This window comes from Candidatus Eremiobacteraceae bacterium, assembly GCA_036511855.1.
Lineage (GTDB): Bacteria > Vulcanimicrobiota > Vulcanimicrobiia > Eremiobacterales > Eremiobacteraceae > JABCYQ01.
The window spans coordinates 1-15,708 of the sequence record DATCBN010000030.1 but is presented as its reverse complement, the minus strand read 5'-3'; the positions used below and the strand labels follow the sequence as shown (position 1 = coordinate 15,708).

15 protein-coding genes are annotated in these 15,708 nt (G+C 62.9%); 12 read left to right on the top strand and 3 right to left on the bottom strand.

Annotated features, from left to right (window positions below):
- Positions 1-16: 16 nt before the first annotated feature.
- The 5 genes from dusB to VII69_04650 all read left to right on the top strand — a co-directional run bounded on the left by dusB (position 17) and on the right by VII69_04650 (position 5,945).
- Entirely contained in the window at positions 17-1,120 is a 1,104-nt protein-coding gene (gene dusB, locus VII69_04670) for a tRNA dihydrouridine synthase DusB (GenBank protein ID HEY5094396.1), read from the top strand.
- 113 nt (positions 1,121-1,233) lie between these two features.
- Complete coding sequence (locus VII69_04665) at positions 1,234-1,839, top strand: hypothetical protein (protein HEY5094395.1); 606 nt, start codon at positions 1,234-1,236, stop codon at positions 1,837-1,839.
- A gap of 220 nt (positions 1,840-2,059) precedes the next feature.
- Complete coding sequence (locus VII69_04660) at positions 2,060-3,460, top strand: GGDEF domain-containing protein (protein ID HEY5094394.1); 1,401 nt, start codon at positions 2,060-2,062, stop codon at positions 3,458-3,460.
- Between the two features lie 56 nt (positions 3,461-3,516).
- Positions 3,517-4,755 (top strand): MFS transporter, encoded by a 1,239-nt coding sequence (locus VII69_04655; protein ID HEY5094393.1) that lies wholly within the window; start codon positions 3,517-3,519, stop codon positions 4,753-4,755.
- 134 nt (positions 4,756-4,889) lie between these two features.
- Entirely contained in the window at positions 4,890-5,945 is a 1,056-nt protein-coding gene (locus VII69_04650; protein ID HEY5094392.1) for an SPFH domain-containing protein, read from the top strand.
- A 5-nt stretch (positions 5,946-5,950) separates the two neighbouring features.
- Here VII69_04650 and VII69_04645 read toward each other — a convergent pair whose 3' ends face one another.
- Complete coding sequence (locus tag VII69_04645) at positions 5,951-7,420, bottom strand: CYTH and CHAD domain-containing protein (GenBank protein ID HEY5094391.1); 1,470 nt, start codon at positions 7,418-7,420, stop codon at positions 5,951-5,953.
- 5 nt (positions 7,421-7,425) lie between these two features.
- Entirely contained in the window at positions 7,426-8,205 is a 780-nt protein-coding gene (locus VII69_04640) for an alpha/beta hydrolase (GenBank protein ID HEY5094390.1), read from the bottom strand.
- A gap of 91 nt (positions 8,206-8,296) precedes the next feature.
- Here VII69_04640 and VII69_04635 point away from each other — a divergent pair, with 91 nt between their 5' ends.
- The 7 genes from VII69_04635 (at position 8,297) to truA (ending at position 15,102) form a co-directional block, all read left to right on the top strand.
- Entirely contained in the window at positions 8,297-9,574 is a 1,278-nt protein-coding gene (locus VII69_04635) for an aspartate aminotransferase family protein (protein ID HEY5094389.1), read from the top strand.
- Between the two features lie 109 nt (positions 9,575-9,683).
- Positions 9,684-10,136 (top strand): SRPBCC family protein, encoded by a 453-nt coding sequence (locus VII69_04630; protein HEY5094388.1) that lies wholly within the window; start codon positions 9,684-9,686, stop codon positions 10,134-10,136.
- A gap of 94 nt (positions 10,137-10,230) precedes the next feature.
- Positions 10,231-11,370, top strand: a complete 1,140-nt coding sequence (locus VII69_04625) for an NAD(P)H-binding protein (protein ID HEY5094387.1) — start codon at positions 10,231-10,233, stop codon at positions 11,368-11,370.
- Complete coding sequence (locus VII69_04620; GenBank protein ID HEY5094386.1) at positions 11,367-12,302, top strand: hypothetical protein; 936 nt, start codon at positions 11,367-11,369, stop codon at positions 12,300-12,302. Before VII69_04625 ends, VII69_04620 begins: the two co-directional genes overlap by 4 nt.
- 16 nt (positions 12,303-12,318) lie before the next feature.
- Positions 12,319-12,828: a transcription elongation factor GreA gene (gene greA, locus VII69_04615; protein HEY5094385.1), complete on the top strand. Its 510-nt coding sequence runs from the start codon at positions 12,319-12,321 to the stop codon at positions 12,826-12,828.
- Positions 12,825-14,330 carry a lysine--tRNA ligase gene (gene lysS, locus VII69_04610; protein HEY5094384.1) on the top strand — a complete coding sequence of 502 codons (1,506 nt, stop codon included), beginning with the start codon at positions 12,825-12,827 and terminating at the stop codon, positions 14,328-14,330. Before greA ends, lysS begins: the two co-directional genes overlap by 4 nt.
- 10 nt (positions 14,331-14,340) lie before the next feature.
- Complete coding sequence (truA, locus tag VII69_04605) at positions 14,341-15,102, top strand: tRNA pseudouridine(38-40) synthase TruA (GenBank protein HEY5094383.1); 762 nt, start codon at positions 14,341-14,343, stop codon at positions 15,100-15,102.
- Positions 15,103-15,212: 110 nt separating this feature from the next.
- On the opposite strand, the gene VII69_04600 is transcribed toward truA, so the two are convergent.
- Positions 15,213-15,590: an alpha/beta hydrolase gene (locus tag VII69_04600; protein HEY5094382.1), complete on the bottom strand. Its 378-nt coding sequence runs from the start codon at positions 15,588-15,590 to the stop codon at positions 15,213-15,215.
- Positions 15,591-15,708: the final 118 nt, after the last annotated feature.

The following is a 15,708-nucleotide window of genomic DNA, read 5'->3' as shown; positions in this document are numbered from 1 at the left end:
TCCTTTCGGGGACTGGATGTGCGCTCTTCGCCTCGTCTGCGGGTCGCTCTTGCCAGGCCGCATCGCGCGCCGGCGCGAAGAAGCTCGAACTGTCATGAATGCGTTCCCACCGCTCACGATCGCCGGCATCGAGATATCTCCCCCCTTGGCTCTCGCGCCGATGGCGGGCGTCACCAACGCGCTATTCCGCAAGCTGTTCAAGCCGTTTGGCTTCGGCCTGACGGTCAGCGAGTTCGTTTCGGCACAGTCGCTCATACGCATGAACCGCCGCACGCTTGAGATGATCGACGTGTACGCGGACGAACGGCCCACATCGGTTCAGCTTCACGGCAACGACCCTGCGGTCATGGCGCAGGCGGCAGCGTTCGTCGAGGAGTGCGGCGCGGACATCGTGGACATCAACTTCGGCTGCCCGGCACCGAAGATCGTCAAAGGCGGCGACGGCGCCGCGATCTTACGCGATCCCGATCTCGCGGTGGCCATTTGTGCGGCCGTGCGCAAGGCCGTCAAGCGCGTGCCCGTCACCGTGAAGATGCGGCTAGGCTGGGAGCGCGACAACTACACGTACTTGGAAATCGCCAAACGCGCGGAGGCGGTCGGCATCGACGCTTTCACCCTCCACGGGCGCTACGGCAAACAGTTCTACAAGCCGTCTGCCGATTGGTCGTACATCGCGCGCCTCAAAGAAGTCGTGTCGGTGCCCGTCATCGGCAACGGCGACATAGCGTCGCCCGCAGACGCAGTGCGATGCTATCATGAATCCGGCGTCGACGCGGTGATGGTGGGCCGCGCCGCACTGGGCAATCCTTGGCTCATCCGCGGCATCGCGGCCGCGATGCAAGGCCTGCCGCAACCGGCGCCGCCGACCGTCGCCGAGCGCATCGATTTCGCTCGCGTTCACTTCGACGCCATGGTCGAGCGTTACGGCGAAAAATCGGGCGTCTTCCAAATGCGCAAGCACCTCGCTTGGTACATCCGCGGCATCGCCGGCGCCTCGAGTCTGCGCGAACAGATCAACAATTTGGCGGAGGCCGATGCGGTCCGAGCGCTGTTGGCCGATGCGCGGAACCGGCCGTCGGCCGAAGTGCCTGCACTAGATGAAGTAGACGTCGCGGTCTAGGCGGCCGTCCCGCCAGCGAAGCGTCACGACGTGTAACAACGGTAGGACGCGTGCGATATAATCATAAGACCCGGGCGCATCGATGCCCAAGCCAGAGGAGTACACGATCACTCATGGAGACAAACCCGACGCCGCTCCCCGGCGGCACACCCACAGTCGCCGCCGCTCCGGGTGCGGTCGAATCTTTGATCGGGCACCCCGCCACGATCGGCGAGGCGCTCAACAATTTGGCCATGCACGTTCCCGGCTTTGCCGGCTACAAAGCCGCCGAAGACCGGCGCATCGCCGACAAGCAATTGCGCGCCGTCATCGGCGAGCATCTTTCTAAGGTGAACGACCGGCTCGACCGCGTCGTCGACTCGCTCTCGCGCTCGGGCAACCTCGAAACGCTTGCGATCATCGATCAAAGCGGACGCAAGTTGGAGCGGCTGATCGATCGCATGCAGTTCGCCGACTACGGATTTTCGGCGGTGTTCGACCGGGTGCAGCTCGGCGATGCGCAACTGCTTCAGCTCTACCAATATGACGCATCGATCATGGCCGACGTGCCTCGATTCGATATCGCGGCGAGCGCCGTGGAGTCGGCCGGTACCGACGCCGAACAGATCCGCGCTGCGCTTGCTTCGCTCGACGCGCTCATCGACGAATTCGACAAACGCTTCGAGGGCAGGCAACATATGTTCGACGGGCTCCCTACGCCGTATGCTGGTTTGCTGTAGCCGAGCGTATCTTGTAGGACGGCGAGCCGTACGAGGGCAAGCATCGCTTGCCCATGGGTGAGCGTTGCTCACCCTACTACGACGACGATCGGCGAGCTCTAGCTCGCCGCTTCATATGATTCCGGCGAAGGCCGAATTCAGGGATGAAAGGCCTAGACCTATTGGATTGATGACCGTGGGGCCTCGACCGGACTGCGGGTGAAATGGGGATTACACGATTATGTCAACCGCAGATTTCGTCTTTGTTCCAGATTCGGAGGCCGGGGTAACCGGAGTCGTCACGGTTCCGGCCCGGACAAAGATCTTGCGTTATCGGCCGCGCGTCCGCACAGCGGTCGTGATTTTTTGCGCCGCGTTGGGTGCGGTGTTCGCGGCAATGTTTTCGCAGCTTGAGGCACCGCGGCTGCATTTCGCGCCGATCGATGCGGTCACGGCGAGCTCCGCGGCATCTCTTGCGAGCGTCGTCTGCGCGTTTCTGTTGAGCAGCCGCCTCGCGATAAGCCGATCGCCCGCTCTCGCCGCTCTTGCCGCGACGTTTACATATTCCGGAATATTGCTGGCGGCTCACGCGTGGGCAGGCAACACCCGCGGCGGCTGGCTCTGGGCTGCGTGGGCTCTGGGTTGCGCGGTGGGGATCACGATGTTCGGCGCGATCGATTGGTACTGGGCGCGAAAGCAGCGGCGCAGCGCCGAACGCGGGTACTACTCGGATACGCGCCAGCGATACAAGCGGCTTCCGCGGCCGAAGGCGATGGCCGTGCTCTTCTGGGCAAACGGCATAGCCATCGCGTCGGCAACGGTCATTGTTTGGAGCTCACTGAGATTTGCGGCCGCGGGCGAAGCCGATTCGTCTGCTTGGGCGGCGTGGACCGTCGGCGCATACGCGGCGGCAGCCGTCACGCTGATTTTCGCACCCGGGCACCGGACGATTCTGCGAGATTGGATGATCGCCGCCGTAGCGGCGGGCGCATTGAGCGCCGCCGCGACCATCGCCGTGAGCACGGGAGGGTCCGAAGCCGTGCTCGTCTCCACCGCCTACGCGTTGATCGCAGCGCTCATCCCGGCGGCGGTGCTCCTGTGCGACGCGAAGATCGACATGTACGTCGTCGACAAGCAGGCTGCGGAAATCCACGAGCTGGCACTGGTGAACGATCTCACCGGACTAGGCACCGCGCGCGCATTTGGAATTCATCTCGAGCGCGCGATCGCCTTGGCCGACGCGACGCGCGTCGGCTTCGACGTGGCCATGTTCGACGTCGCTGGTCTGCGGGCCGCGAACCGCGATGCCGGACGGAACGTCGGCAACGAATTGCTCGTCTTGACGTCGCGCGTCATCGGCTCTGCGTTGCAGCCCGGCGAGTTTGCGGCGCGATGTAAAGGCGACGAGTTCGCGGCGTTGCTGATGCCGGGCGACGCGCACGCGCAGAACGACTTGCGCGCGCGGGTCGCAAATGCTCTCGATGCCCTCGGGCCGAGACTCGAACGTTTGGATTTGGCGCTTCACGTCGGCGTGCACCGCTACGACCCACTCGCGCCGCAGTCGGCAGAATCGTTCATGAGAGCGGGTTGGCAACGTCTGTTCGCCGAGAAAACTTCCGTCGATACCGTGCGCCAGTCCTGAATTAGAGACGATACCCCGAGCATGAGTCCGGGCGCGCGTCCAAGAACGTGCGCGCCATGACAGCGCTCGCCATCGTTCGATCGCTCTCGAGCAGCCAGCAAAAGACCTTCGTCGCGAGCTTCCTTGGTTGGACGCTCGACGCATTCGATTACTTCCTGGTGACGTTCGTCGTGGTCAAGATCGCCGGCGAATTCGGCCGCGCGATTCCGGACGTCGCCTTCGCGATCACGATCACCCTCATGATGCGCCCGCTCGGCGCGCTCATCTTCGGCTGGTTCGCGGACCGCTACGGCCGGCGCGTGCCGCTGATGGTCGACATCGCCATCTATTCACTGCTGGAATTGCTCACGGCGTTCGCGCCGAACTATTGGGCGTTCATCGGATTGCGAGCGTTGTACGGCATCGCGATGGGCGGCGAATGGGGAGTGGGCGCGGCGCTTGCAATGGAGGCGCTGCCGCCACAGGCGCGCGGATTCTTTTCCGGCGTCTTGCAGCAGGGGTACGCGTCGGGTTATCTTATCGCGGCAGTTGCATACTTTTTCGTTAACTACTACCACCTTGGTTGGCGCGCCATGTTCATCGTCGGCGCGGTGCCTGCACTGCTGATCCTCTACATCCGTTCGCAAGTGGCAGAGTCCGACGCGTGGAAGAAAAATGCCGCTGCGCGCACCGGTCAGACCGGCGGCCTTTGGCGCAGCATCACCGCCAACGCGCCGCTCTTCGGCTATGCGATATTGCTCATGGCGGCGTTCAACTTCATGTCGCACGGCACGCAGGATCTCTATCCCACATTTCTGCAGAAGCAGCGCGCATTCACGGTCGGTCAAGTCACCGCGCTGACCATCGTCATGAACGTCGGCGCGATCATCGGCGGCACAATTTTCGGATCGATCTCGCAGCGCCTCGGGAGGCGACGGGCGATCGTGACCGCCGTCGTGTTGGGCGCGTGTGTCGTGCCGCTGTGGGCATTCGCTTCCAGCGCTGCGCTGCTCGGGCTCGGCGGGTTCTGCATGCAGTTCATGGTGCAGGGAGCGTGGGGAATCGTTCCCGCGCACCTCAACGAATTGTCGCCGGCCGACGTGCGCGGAACGTTTCCGGGTTTCACGTATCAGATGGGGAACCTCATATCCGCCGGCGCCGCGCAGATGCAAGCGCTGCTCGCCGCAAAGTTTCCGCTGCCGGGCGGGGGCGCCGACTACGCCCGCGTGCTCGCCATCGTCGCACTCGCGACGTTCGCCGCCGTCGGGATTTTGGCGGCGGTGGGGCCGGAGGCCAAGGAGCGGGAGTTCCTCTAGCGACCTTGTACATGTGCGGCGGGACAGCCAATCGGAACGCGTGAAACAGTTGCCGCCCGATAGGGTATGTACAGGCGCTCGACCACCGGCCGGCGCAAGCCCGCATCTTCGACATCGCCTCTGAAAGGGACGTCATGGCACTCGGCCTCTCCGTCATCGAATTCTTTGACAACACCGGGCAGCAGATGGTTCACCGTTGGCCGGAGACCGGCTCGACCGACATAAAGTGGGGCAGCCAGTTGATCGTCCAAGAGAGCCAGGCGGCCGTGTTCTTCCGCGACGGCAGGGCGCTCGACACGTTCGGTGCCGGCCGTTTCACACTGTCCACGCAGAATCTGCCGCTGATCACCGGCTTGCTCTCCATGCCCTTCGGCGGCACCTCGCCGTTCCAATCCGAAGTCTATTTCGTCGGCATGCAGGTCTTCACGAACCTGCGCTGGGGCACGGCCGAGCCGATCCTTTTCCGGGATGCCGAATTCTCGATGGTGCGTTTGCGCGCATACGGCGCGTTCAGCGTCCGCGTGAATGACGCGCAGTTGTTCGTGAACAAGATCGTCGGCACGCAAAACGTCTACACTTCCGACGCGCTGCAAGATTTCTTCCGGAACATGATCATCGCGCGCCTCAACAGCTTGCTCGGCGAGACGGTGAAGAGCCTCCTCGACCTGCCGAAGCAATACGATGCGCTGAGCGCCGCCACTAAGGCGCGCATCAAAGACGATTTCGGCCAATACGGCGTGGAGATCGTCGACTTCCTCATCAACGCCATCACCGCGCCCGAAGACGTGCAAAAGGCCATCGATGAGCGCACGGGCATGGGCGTGATCGGCAACATGAACACGTACATGCAGTTCAAAGCCGCACGCGCGGTTGAAGACGCGGCTCAGAATCAGGGCGGCGCGGCAGGCGCCACCGCCGGTTTGGGCATCGGCGCCGGACTTGGGTTTGCGATGCCCGGCATGATCAACCAAGCGATGCAGGCAAATGCGGCGCAGACCTCGGCGCCGGTGGCCGCACCCGCGGCAACGGCCGCCTGTCCGAAATGCGGAGCGAAGAATTCAACAACGGCGAAATTCTGCAACGACTGCGGCGCGCCGATGACCCAGACCGTCGCGTGCCCGAATTGCAAAGCAGAGAACCCGGCGGGAGCTAAATTCTGCGGCGAGTGCGGCACGAAGCTCGGGGCATAGCAGCCTCAGAAGAACTTCGCCCGTTTCACCTTCGTCCACGCCTTTGACCAAGCGCGACGGCAGCGAAAGTCGATACGCCGTTCCCGATCGAGCAGCGCGGCGCCGACTCGAGACGCCCGCGCTTTCGCAGCTACGTTCTTGATGTAATCCTGTGCGACCACCGCGTCGTGCTGTTCGCCGAGCGCCTCTTGCAGCTGGGCCAGCTTCGCCGCGAATTTTTCCGCGGCCGGCCCCAGCACTTGCTGACCGGTTTCAACGGCGTACCGGCACCGTCGGACGCGGATTCGGAGCGCATGGAGTTGGTCATCCGGCGAACGCGCGTCGGCGTGCTTTGCCGCTTTGCACATCTTACGCCACGGCCCGCGAATCAGCTTCGGCAAGAGGAGCCTGGCCGGAATTTCCGCGCCGGTTACAAGCTTCGGGTGCGATGCGGCGTTCACGAGCCTGTCGAGCAGACGCGCGTATCGCGGCGACCGCAGCGCGCGCCGGACCGAACGGTATTTCGGATCGAGGCCTTCATGCAACGCCGCGATGAAGCGCGCTCGCTGCGCGCCGAAATCGTTGTCGAGCTGCGCCGCGCTCTCGCGAAGCCGTTGCACGAGGACGTCGGCATCGCGCGCGGCGCCGAGGCATCTGCCGAGCCAGGCGAGATCATCGCTGAGCCTTTGCGCCCACGATTGGTCGAGCACCGACCTAAACGTGCGCAGTGTCGACCGCAATCGCCGGGTTGCGACTCTCGCGACGTGCAGCGGCTCCGGACCGTAGCCGAGACGTATCGCCGCGTCGTTTGCTTGCAGCTCCGCGACGTATTTCGAAATCTCAGCGCGGATGAGATTGCCGACGCCGCTATGAGGACTGATGGGCGGCCGCCTCAGCTCCGGAACGAGCGCAGCAGATCCGCCCAGCGCGCGCTGGATCTTGGATTCATGGATGAGCGTGCCTGCGCCGACCGCCTGAAGCCGGCGGGCAAGATCGACGAGAAGCGCCGCCGGCGCCTGTTCGCGCAGCTCCACTTCGATCTCGCGGAACCCGGAGGGCTTGCCTTCGAGCGCGAGGTGCGTCACGTCGTCTTCGGCGATCTCGGCCAATATCGAGCCGCCTACGCCGCGCACGCTGAGAGTGCGCCGAACGGTTCGCAATGTCGCGATCGGGCGCATGCGCCGAGTGCGGACGTATCCGGTGATCAGATCGAGCAACGCTGGCGGCGGCGTGCGCGGCCCTGCGTCCGACGCAAGCTCAAGGCGCGCCATTTCCCCATGTTCCGGCGTCTGCGGCAGCTTCAAAGTCCAGCCCTGGCCTGTGCGATATCGTAGCGAGCAACCCGCGCGCGTCAGCCGGAAATCTGCGGTGTCGAAATAGCGCGAATCAAATGTCGCGGTCTCGATCTTCGACAGACGATATCCGCCGCCGAGAGCGGTCACGGCCTCCAGCCTGAACGAGGCCGGCGCGTCGAGTTTGATCTCACGTTCGAGCATCGGCGCTACTTCAGAAAATCGGCGACGACGGCATTGAAAGCGACCGGATTCTCCATCTGCGGGATATGGCCGGCGCGGGGGACTTCGCTGACTTCTCCGCAGGCCGGGATGGCGCGGGCGAGCTCCTCGCTAAGCGGACGCGGCGCGATCTTCGTATCGTACTCGCCCCACATCACGAGTGCGCCTACTTCGATCTTTGGCAAGAGGGCGCGGTAGTCGCCCGTCCACGTCGCGCGCGTCGACGCCTTGTAGACTTCCAGCGGAATTGACGCGAGGTCGGCGCGGGCGCTCTCGACGAGCGATTCCGGCGCATCCGGACCAAACAAAGCGCGCGATCGCGTCTCGGCGAATTTATCAATGCCGAGGTCGTCGAGCGTCTTGATGCGATCGGGTAAACTCTCCGCACCGCCGGGATAGTAGGCGAATGAATCCACGAGGATCAGAGACTTGACGCGCTCGGGGAATTGACTATAGAACTCAAGGGCCACTACGCCGCCGAGGGAGTTTCCGCACAGCACCGCTCGATCGATGCCCGCGGCGTCCATCACCGCAGCCACGTCGCGCGCGTACGCCTCGCGGGAAATGCTTTCTAACGGCGGCACCTCCGATTCGCCGTAACCGCGATAGTCGAGCGCGATGCAGCGGAATCGATTCGACATTGCTTGCAACTGGTCGGCCCAACAGCGCTTGGTCGCTCCAACGCCATGCAGAAAGATGACTGGATCGCCGGCTCCGGCTTCCGCATATGCAATCCTAACGTATCCTGATTTGGCGAACCGAGTCATCATCGCGCCGCACTCGTTCTTTGCGCCCGTACACGTCCCTCTGCACGCACGGAAAAGGTCCCGGCCAAACACGGCACGGAACAAGCGGTGCATGGCCAAACAGTTGGACACAGAACAGATCTCGCTCTTCGACAAAGTCTATGCCGACTATAAAGAGTTCGTGAATCCGCCGCTTGCGCGATTCATGAAAGTCGCCGGCGCCCCCGTGGAAGATCACGCGCAGGGCTGCCGCGTCTTCGATAGCAACGGCAAATCCTATTTGGATTTTTGCGGCGGGTACGGCGTCTTCACTCTGGGCCACAGCCATCCGAAAGTGGTGGCAGCGGTCAAGAAGCAGCTCGACCGCATGTCGCTGTCCACACGTGTGTTCTTCAACGAACAGATGGGGTCGCTCGCACGAGAGCTCGCGGCGATCGCCCCCGGCGACCTTCAGATCACTTTCTTTTCGAACAGCGGCACCGAAGCAGTGGAAGCGGCGCTGAAGATGGCGCGATTGTCCACCAAGCGCGTGCATATCGTCTCGACGCATAACGCTTACCACGGCAAGACGATGGGCAGCTTGACCGCGACCGGACGGGACATCTTCAAAGATTCGTTCAAGCCGCTGGTGCCGGAATTCGAACACGTGAAGTTCGGCGATCTCGACGCGCTCGACCGCGCACTGCCCGGCGCGGCCGCGTTTATCGTCGAACCCATCCAATGCGAGGGCGGCGTCATCTTGCCGCCCGACGGCTACCTCAGAGGCGTGCGCGAACTTTGCGACAAGCACAACGCGCTCTTCATCGCTGATGAAGTGCAGACCGGGCTCGGGCGCACCGGCTACCTTTGGGGAGTCGATCACGAAGGCGTCGTGCCGGACATCATCACGGTCGCCAAGGGACTATCCGGCGGTGTTGTGCCGATCGGTGCGACGATCGCGCGGCCCGACGTATGGATGCAAGCATTCGGCAAATCGCCGCTCGTTCACACCTCGACGTTCGGCGGCAATCCGCTCGCCTGCACGGCGGGGCTCGCGGCGCTCGGCGTGTTGAAGGAAGAACGGCTCGTCGAACGAGCGCGCACGATGGGCGTCTATCTGCTCGAAAAGGCGCGAGCATTGCAGGCGCGCATGCCCGATGTCATCGCCGAAGTGCGCGGCCGCGGGCTCGTCGTCGGGGTCGAACTGACGAGCGAGGGTTACGCGGGCGTGATCATTCCGGAGTGTCTCAAACTTGGCATGACCGCAGCATATACGCTGAACGAACAGCGCGTGATCCGGCTCGAACCGCCGCTCATCGTCACTGAAGCCGAAATCGATGAAGGTATGGCTATCTTCGCACAAGGAACGGCGAAGGCCAAGGAAAAATTGGGGGTCCTCAATGGCCGATGAACATCCGCTACGGCCGCGCCGGTCGAGATCAACTCGGCCGCTTCCTTTTTATGCCCGACTCGGAAATCGCCCGGGGCCGGAAGTCTGAAAGGCCTCGAGTAATTTCGCCATGCCGTACGTCGAAACCGCAATAGATATCGCCGCGCCGCGGCGGAAGATCTACGAACTGGCGAAGGACATGGAACGCTACGCCGAGTTCATGCCCGACGTCGAGTACGTCCACATCGTTCGCCGCGACGGCAAGAAGACTATAACGCGTTGGAAGACGCTCGTCGAAGAGGCGCCCATCGAATGGACGGAAGAAGACGTGTTCGACGACGAGCACACGCGCATCGACTACCGGTTATTGGATGGCGATCTCGACAAATTCGAGGGTTTCTGGACATTTGAGGAACACGATGGCGTGACGCACGTGGTCCTCGCAGTGGACTACGACTTCGGTGTGCCCACGCTCGCCGAGCTGATCGGACCCATCCTTCACAAGAAGGTTGAAGAGAATTCTCTCATGATGCTGCGGGCGCTCAAAGCCAAGAGCGAAGGGCCGGAGGGCCGCGTCGGGTAATAATAACCGAGGTCGCACTTCGGGTCCGGTCGGCAAAGAGCTGGCCGGTATCCTGATTGCCAATGCACGCGAAACTCTCGAGGCGGCACGCTCTTTGCGCAAGTTCGGGTTCCTCATCCACCCGCTGTCGTACGACGATGTCCTGCGGTACGAACCAAAGGCAGTCGGCAAGGGCATGCCGCTCATCAAAAAGATCCTCGAGTGGATGCCGGCCTACAAGGTCTCGACGATCACCGGCGTTCGTAGCCTGACCGGCGAGGAGATCGAAGGGTTTTTCATCGGCACGCCGCTGCTTCCCGAGCAGTGGCTTGAATTGCCGCGAGAAGAGGCCATGGCGCGCGTGATCGCCGGCGCCAATCTTGCCGCCGAGCTCGGCTGCGACATCGTCGGCCTAGGCGGCTTCACCGCAGTCGTCGGCGACGGCGGCGTGACGGTGGCTGAGAACTGCCCCATCGCCGTCACGACCGGCAACTCGTATACCATTGCTTCGGCCATCCAGAGCTTGCTGCGCGGGGCGCGCGAGATGGACATCGATCTCTCCACCGCGAGCGCAGCAGTCATCGGCGCCACCGGCAGCATCGGCTCGGCGTGTGCGCAGATCCTGGGGAACAAGGTCGCCCGTCTCACGCTCGCTGCGCGCAACGCCACTCGCTTGAAGAATCTTCGGCACGCCATGCAGCCCCACGTCAGCGCCATGCTCGACTGCACGACCGATGTGGCCGACGCCGTTCGCAACGCCGACATCGTCCTGACCGCGACTGCCGCAACCTCGTGCATCGTCGAGCCGGAAGACCTGCGGCCCGGCGCAGTCGTGTGCGAGGTCTCGCTGCCGCACGACGTTTCGCGCCGCGTCGCGTCCGAGCGGCCGGACGTGCTCGTCACCGAAGGCGGAAACATCCGCGTGCCGGGCGATCCGAATTTCAACTTCGACTTCGGTCTGCCCGATGCGGTCGCGCTTGCGTGCATGTCCGAGACCATGATCCTCACCCTCGAAAATCGCATCGAGAATTTTTCGCTCGGTCGCGGCATCAATATCCACAAGGTCCTCGAGATCGAACAGCTGGCGGCAAAGCACGGCTTCGTCTTGGCCGGCATGCGCGCGTTCGACAAGCCGGTCACCGAAGAGAAGATCGCGAAGACGCGGATGCTCGCGCGGGCTGCGCGTGCGGCGCGATCCACCAACGGCCACGCGATTTCGGTCGATCAGGTCCGCCCGCTGCCGGCGGTGCAATGAAGAAAGTCGTCTCGGTCAGCCTGGGATCGTCGTCGCGCGATCACCGGGTGGAGACTCAGTGGCTCGGCGAGACGTTCGACATCCGGCGCATCGGCTTCGACGGATCGCTCGACCGCGCCATCGCAGCCTTGCGCGAACTCGACGGCACCGTCGATGCCATCGGGCTTGGCGGCATCGACGTCTACCTTTATGCCGGCACCAAGCGCTTTGCGATGCGCGACGGCCTGCGCATGCTGGAGGCGGTGAAGATCACGCCGGTGGTGGACGGCAGCGGGCTCAAGAACACGCTCGAGCGCGAGACCGTGACCTACTTGCAAGAGAACGGGATCGTCGACTTTCGCGGTTTGCCCGTGTTGATGGTGAGCGCGCTCGATAGGTTTGGGATGGCGCAAGCGCTCGTGGCCGCCGGTGCCGACGTGATGTTCGGCGATTTCATCTTCGCGCTTGGTATCGACAAACCGGTATCGTCGCTGAGCGAATTCGAAGCGCTCGCCGAGAAGTATCTGCCCGATGCGTGCAAGCTGCCGTTCCAATTCTTCTATCCAACGGGAAAAAAGCAAGACCGGCCGCCAGAGCCGAAGTTTCCGGAATACTATGCGCGCGCGGCCGTCGTGGCGGGCGATTTCCACTTCATCCGCCAGAACATGCCCGACGATATGCGCGGCAAGACCGTGCTCACGAATACCGTCACATCTAAAAACGTGGAGGAGCTTCGCGTTCGCGGCGTCGCGCGGCTCGTCACAAGCACGCCCGAGCTTGGCGGCCGCTCCTTCGGCACAAATGTGATGGAGGCGGCGCTGCTCGCACTGCTAGGCAAGCGTTGGGACGAAGTCGCAGAAAGCGACTACGTCGACTTGCTGCGGCGCCTGCAATTCCGCCCGCGCATCAAGGAATTGAATCCGGTCGGCATAACATCGACCGTTACCAGCTAGCTATCTTGGAGAAACGATGAACGAGAGAGAGACCCTGCTCACCGAAGACGGCCTGCGCAAACTCGAAGCCGAGCTTGACGACTTGAAGACCGTCCACCGCAAAGAAGTCAACGACCGCATTCGCCAAGCGAAAGAATTCGGCGACATCTCTGAAAATGCGGAGTACGAGGACGCGAAGCAAGAGCAAGCCTTCGTCGAAGGCCGCATCCTAAAACTCGAAGTGATGATCCGCAGCGCGCGCATCATCGAAGAAAGCGAAGGCGGCGGTGACGAGGTCCACCTCGGCAGCACGGTCAAGATCAAGAACATGAACACCGGCGCCGATCTCGACTACACCATCGTGGGCTCCACGGAAAGTGATCCGCTCAACGCGAAGATCTCCAACGAATCCCCGATCGGCATCGCGCTCATCGGCGCCAAGCCCGGCCAGACGCTCAACGTCGCCACGCCGGGCGGCGAGATCCAACTCAAGATCCTGTCCATCAGGGGCAATCGGAAGACCGGCGCAAAAGCGAAGGCAAAATGAGCCGGGAGCCCGAGCTCGGCGCCACCGAAGCCGAACTCATCAAGGCCAGGCGCGCCAAACTCGAAGGGTTGCGCGCGCTCGGATTGGATCCGTTCGCGCACACCGTCTATCACAGGTCTCACACGGCGGCAGCGCTGCGCGAGGAGTTCGATCGTCTCGGTCCGAGCGAACACTCCGGCGCATCCGTCTCTGTGGCCGGGAGGTTGGGCAACCTTCGGCGCATGGGCAAGAAAGTGGCGTTTGGCGACCTGGCGGATCAATCCGGGCGAATCCAAGCGTTCTTCAGCGCCGCCGATCTCAGCGACGCATTCGCGCTCGTAGATGCGTTGGATCGCGGCGACGTGATCGGCGTAACGGGCGAGCCGTTTCGCACCAAGACCGGTGAGCTCACGATCGGCGCGCGCGAACTCGTCGTCCTTGCGAAAAGCCTGCGGCCTTTGCCGGAAAAATTTCACGGTCTGACCGACGCCGAAACGCGCTATCGCCGGCGCTACGTGGACCTCATCGTCAACCGGCCGGTTCTCGACACGATGCTCTTGCGCAGCAAGATCATCTCGGGGATTCGGCGCTACCTTGACGATCGCGGTTTCTCAGAAGTGGAAACGCCGACCCTGATGAGCGTGGCCGGCGGCGCGAACGCACGGCCGTTTGTCACGCATTCAAATGCGCTGGACATTCCGCTGCAGCTGCGCATCGCCACGGAGCTGAACCTCAAGCGCTGCATCGTCGGCGGCATGGAAAAGGTCTACGAAATCGGACGGACGTTCCGCAACGAAGGCATCGACCGGACGCACAACCCCGAGTTCACCATGCTCGAGCTGTACGAAGCGTACACCGATTTTGAAGGCATGCTCCAGCTATCGCAAGACCTGATCTTGCACGTCGCCGCCGCCGCGGGCATTCGCGGCGAACACGAATTCGCGGACGGCAAGATCAAGCTGCAGGCGCCGTTCGCCCGCATCGAATTTCTCGAGGCGATGAAGCGATTCGGCGGGCTCGAGCGCGAAGACGTGCTGGTGGAAGAACGCGCGAGGGCCGCGGCCCTTGCGGCGCGCGTCGACGTCGGACCTAAAGACAGCCACGCGCACGTCATCGACAAGCTCTTCGAAAAGTTCGTCGAACCGCATCTCAACGATCCGACCTACGTGCTCTTCTATCCGGTCGCGCTGTCGCCGCTGGCCAAACGCAAGCCAGGTGACCCGGAGCTCGTGGAGCGTTTCGAACTGTTCATCGCGCGCATGGAAGCGGCGAACGCATTCTCGGAACTGAACGACCCCGATGATCAGCGAGCGCGATTTGCCGCGCAGGCCCGCGACCGCGCTGCGGGAGACGCCGAAGCGCCCGAACCCGATTGGGATTTCGTCCACGCGCTGGAATACGGCATGCCTCCGACCGGCGGCATCGGCATCGGCATCGACCGGCTTGTCATGTTGTTGACGGGCCAGACGTCGATCCGAGACGTGCTGCTGTTCCCACTGCAAAAACCAGAGGCGTCGAGCTAGCCGCACGTCGATGGAACCGAAGTCGCGCACCATCGCGCTCGTCGTGGAATACGACGGATCCTACATGCACGGCATGCAGAAGCAATCGGAGTTGCCCACCGTCGCCGGCGCCCTTGAGGCTGCACTGGGCACGCTGCTCGGTCAGCCTGTTCGGGTCGTGAACGCAGGGCGCACGGATGCCGGAGTGCATGCGACGGGCCAAGTCGTCTCGTTCGTAACCGAATCTGGGGCGGATCTGTATAGAATGCCCGTGGCGCTTAGCGCGATGCTTCGCAGCGCGCACATCTCGGTCGTGCGCGCCGTCGAGCGGGCCCCGGGTTTTTCCGCTCGCGGTTCGGCGCTTGCGCGAACCTACCGTTATCGCGTCCTCAATCGTCCTGCGCCGTCGCCGTTGCACGAACATCGCGCGTTTCACATCGGCGCACACCTGGACCTCGATAGGATCAAAGCGGCGGCAAACGCGCTTGTCGGTGAACACGACTTTGCGGCGTTCTGCGCGACGACGCCAGTGCGCGGCGGAACCCGGCGCACGGTCACGTCGCTCGCCGTCGAACGCGAACGCGACTTTATCGAGCTCTGGATCACCGCCGACTCGTACCTGCATCACATGGTGCGCATCATCGTCGGCACGCTCGTCCAGGTCGGACGTGGGCAGCGCGATCCGGACGATATGTTGCGGCTGCTCGAGCCGGCTATGCGCGCCGACGCCGGATTCACGGCTCCGGCCCACGGATTGTATCTCGAGCGCGTGCACTACACCGACCCTTTGTGACTTCTGAAGCGGCGAGGTAGTGATAGAAACGCACCGGACGTTCCAACCACCTGATCGGCGCAATTGCCCGAGCCAGTGGATAGCACGTCCGGTGCTCGCTATTCGTTTGCTTAGGTTGCGACCAACACGCCTTCGGCGGCTGTTTCGATAAGGTTTGCGACCGCACGTGGGTTCGATACGTAAATCGCGTGACTACCAGGGACCTCCGTCGTGGTCGAACCGGCGCGTTTGGACATGAACTGCTGTGCCGGCAGCGGGATCGTCTTGTCGTCTGTGACGAGCAGGTGCCAACTAGGCTTTGTCTTCCACGCTGGATCAGTGATCTGGCCGGCAAGCGCATCCACGCCCCACGGCACCTGTGAGTTGGCCATGAACTCGGCCGTGTTGGCATCCACGTCGCCCGCGAACGCGGCTGGAAATTTGGCCTTATCCAAGAAAAGGAACCCGTCCTTTGAGCGATAGGGCGGGATTCTGGACGACGCTGACATCGAAACCGTCTTCCTTGAGGATTTTGTAGACGCCCATCCAGCCTTAGCCGTCTACGAAGCCGCCGTGCACTAACACAACGCTGAGATTGTTCGGCATTTTCCTACCCTTTCCGAGGTA

Coding starts and splice junctions, on each gene's coding strand:
- VII69_04660 (HEY5094394.1), top strand. CDS start 2,060: ATGTCAACCGCAGATTTCGTCTTTGTTCCAGATTCGGAGGCCGGGGTA.
- VII69_04630 (HEY5094388.1), top strand. CDS start 9,684: ATGCCGTACGTCGAAACCGCAATAGATATCGCCGCGCCGCGGCGGAAG.
- VII69_04665 (HEY5094395.1), top strand. CDS start 1,234: ATGGAGACAAACCCGACGCCGCTCCCCGGCGGCACACCCACAGTCGCC.
- VII69_04650 (HEY5094392.1), top strand. CDS start 4,890: ATGGCACTCGGCCTCTCCGTCATCGAATTCTTTGACAACACCGGGCAG.
- VII69_04600 (HEY5094382.1), bottom strand. CDS start 15,590: ATGTCAGCGTCGTCCAGAATCCCGCCCTATCGCTCAAAGGACGGGTTC.
- greA (HEY5094385.1), top strand. CDS start 12,319: ATGAACGAGAGAGAGACCCTGCTCACCGAAGACGGCCTGCGCAAACTC.
- VII69_04640 (HEY5094390.1), bottom strand. CDS start 8,205: ATGACTCGGTTCGCCAAATCAGGATACGTTAGGATTGCATATGCGGAA.
- lysS (HEY5094384.1), top strand. CDS start 12,825: ATGAGCCGGGAGCCCGAGCTCGGCGCCACCGAAGCCGAACTCATCAAG.
- dusB (HEY5094396.1), top strand. CDS start 17: ATGTGCGCTCTTCGCCTCGTCTGCGGGTCGCTCTTGCCAGGCCGCATC.
- VII69_04655 (HEY5094393.1), top strand. CDS start 3,517: ATGACAGCGCTCGCCATCGTTCGATCGCTCTCGAGCAGCCAGCAAAAG.
- VII69_04635 (HEY5094389.1), top strand. CDS start 8,297: ATGGCCAAACAGTTGGACACAGAACAGATCTCGCTCTTCGACAAAGTC.
- truA (HEY5094383.1), top strand. CDS start 14,341: ATGGAACCGAAGTCGCGCACCATCGCGCTCGTCGTGGAATACGACGGA.
- VII69_04645 (HEY5094391.1), bottom strand. CDS start 7,420: ATGCTCGAACGTGAGATCAAACTCGACGCGCCGGCCTCGTTCAGGCTG.
- VII69_04620 (HEY5094386.1), top strand. CDS start 11,367: ATGAAGAAAGTCGTCTCGGTCAGCCTGGGATCGTCGTCGCGCGATCAC.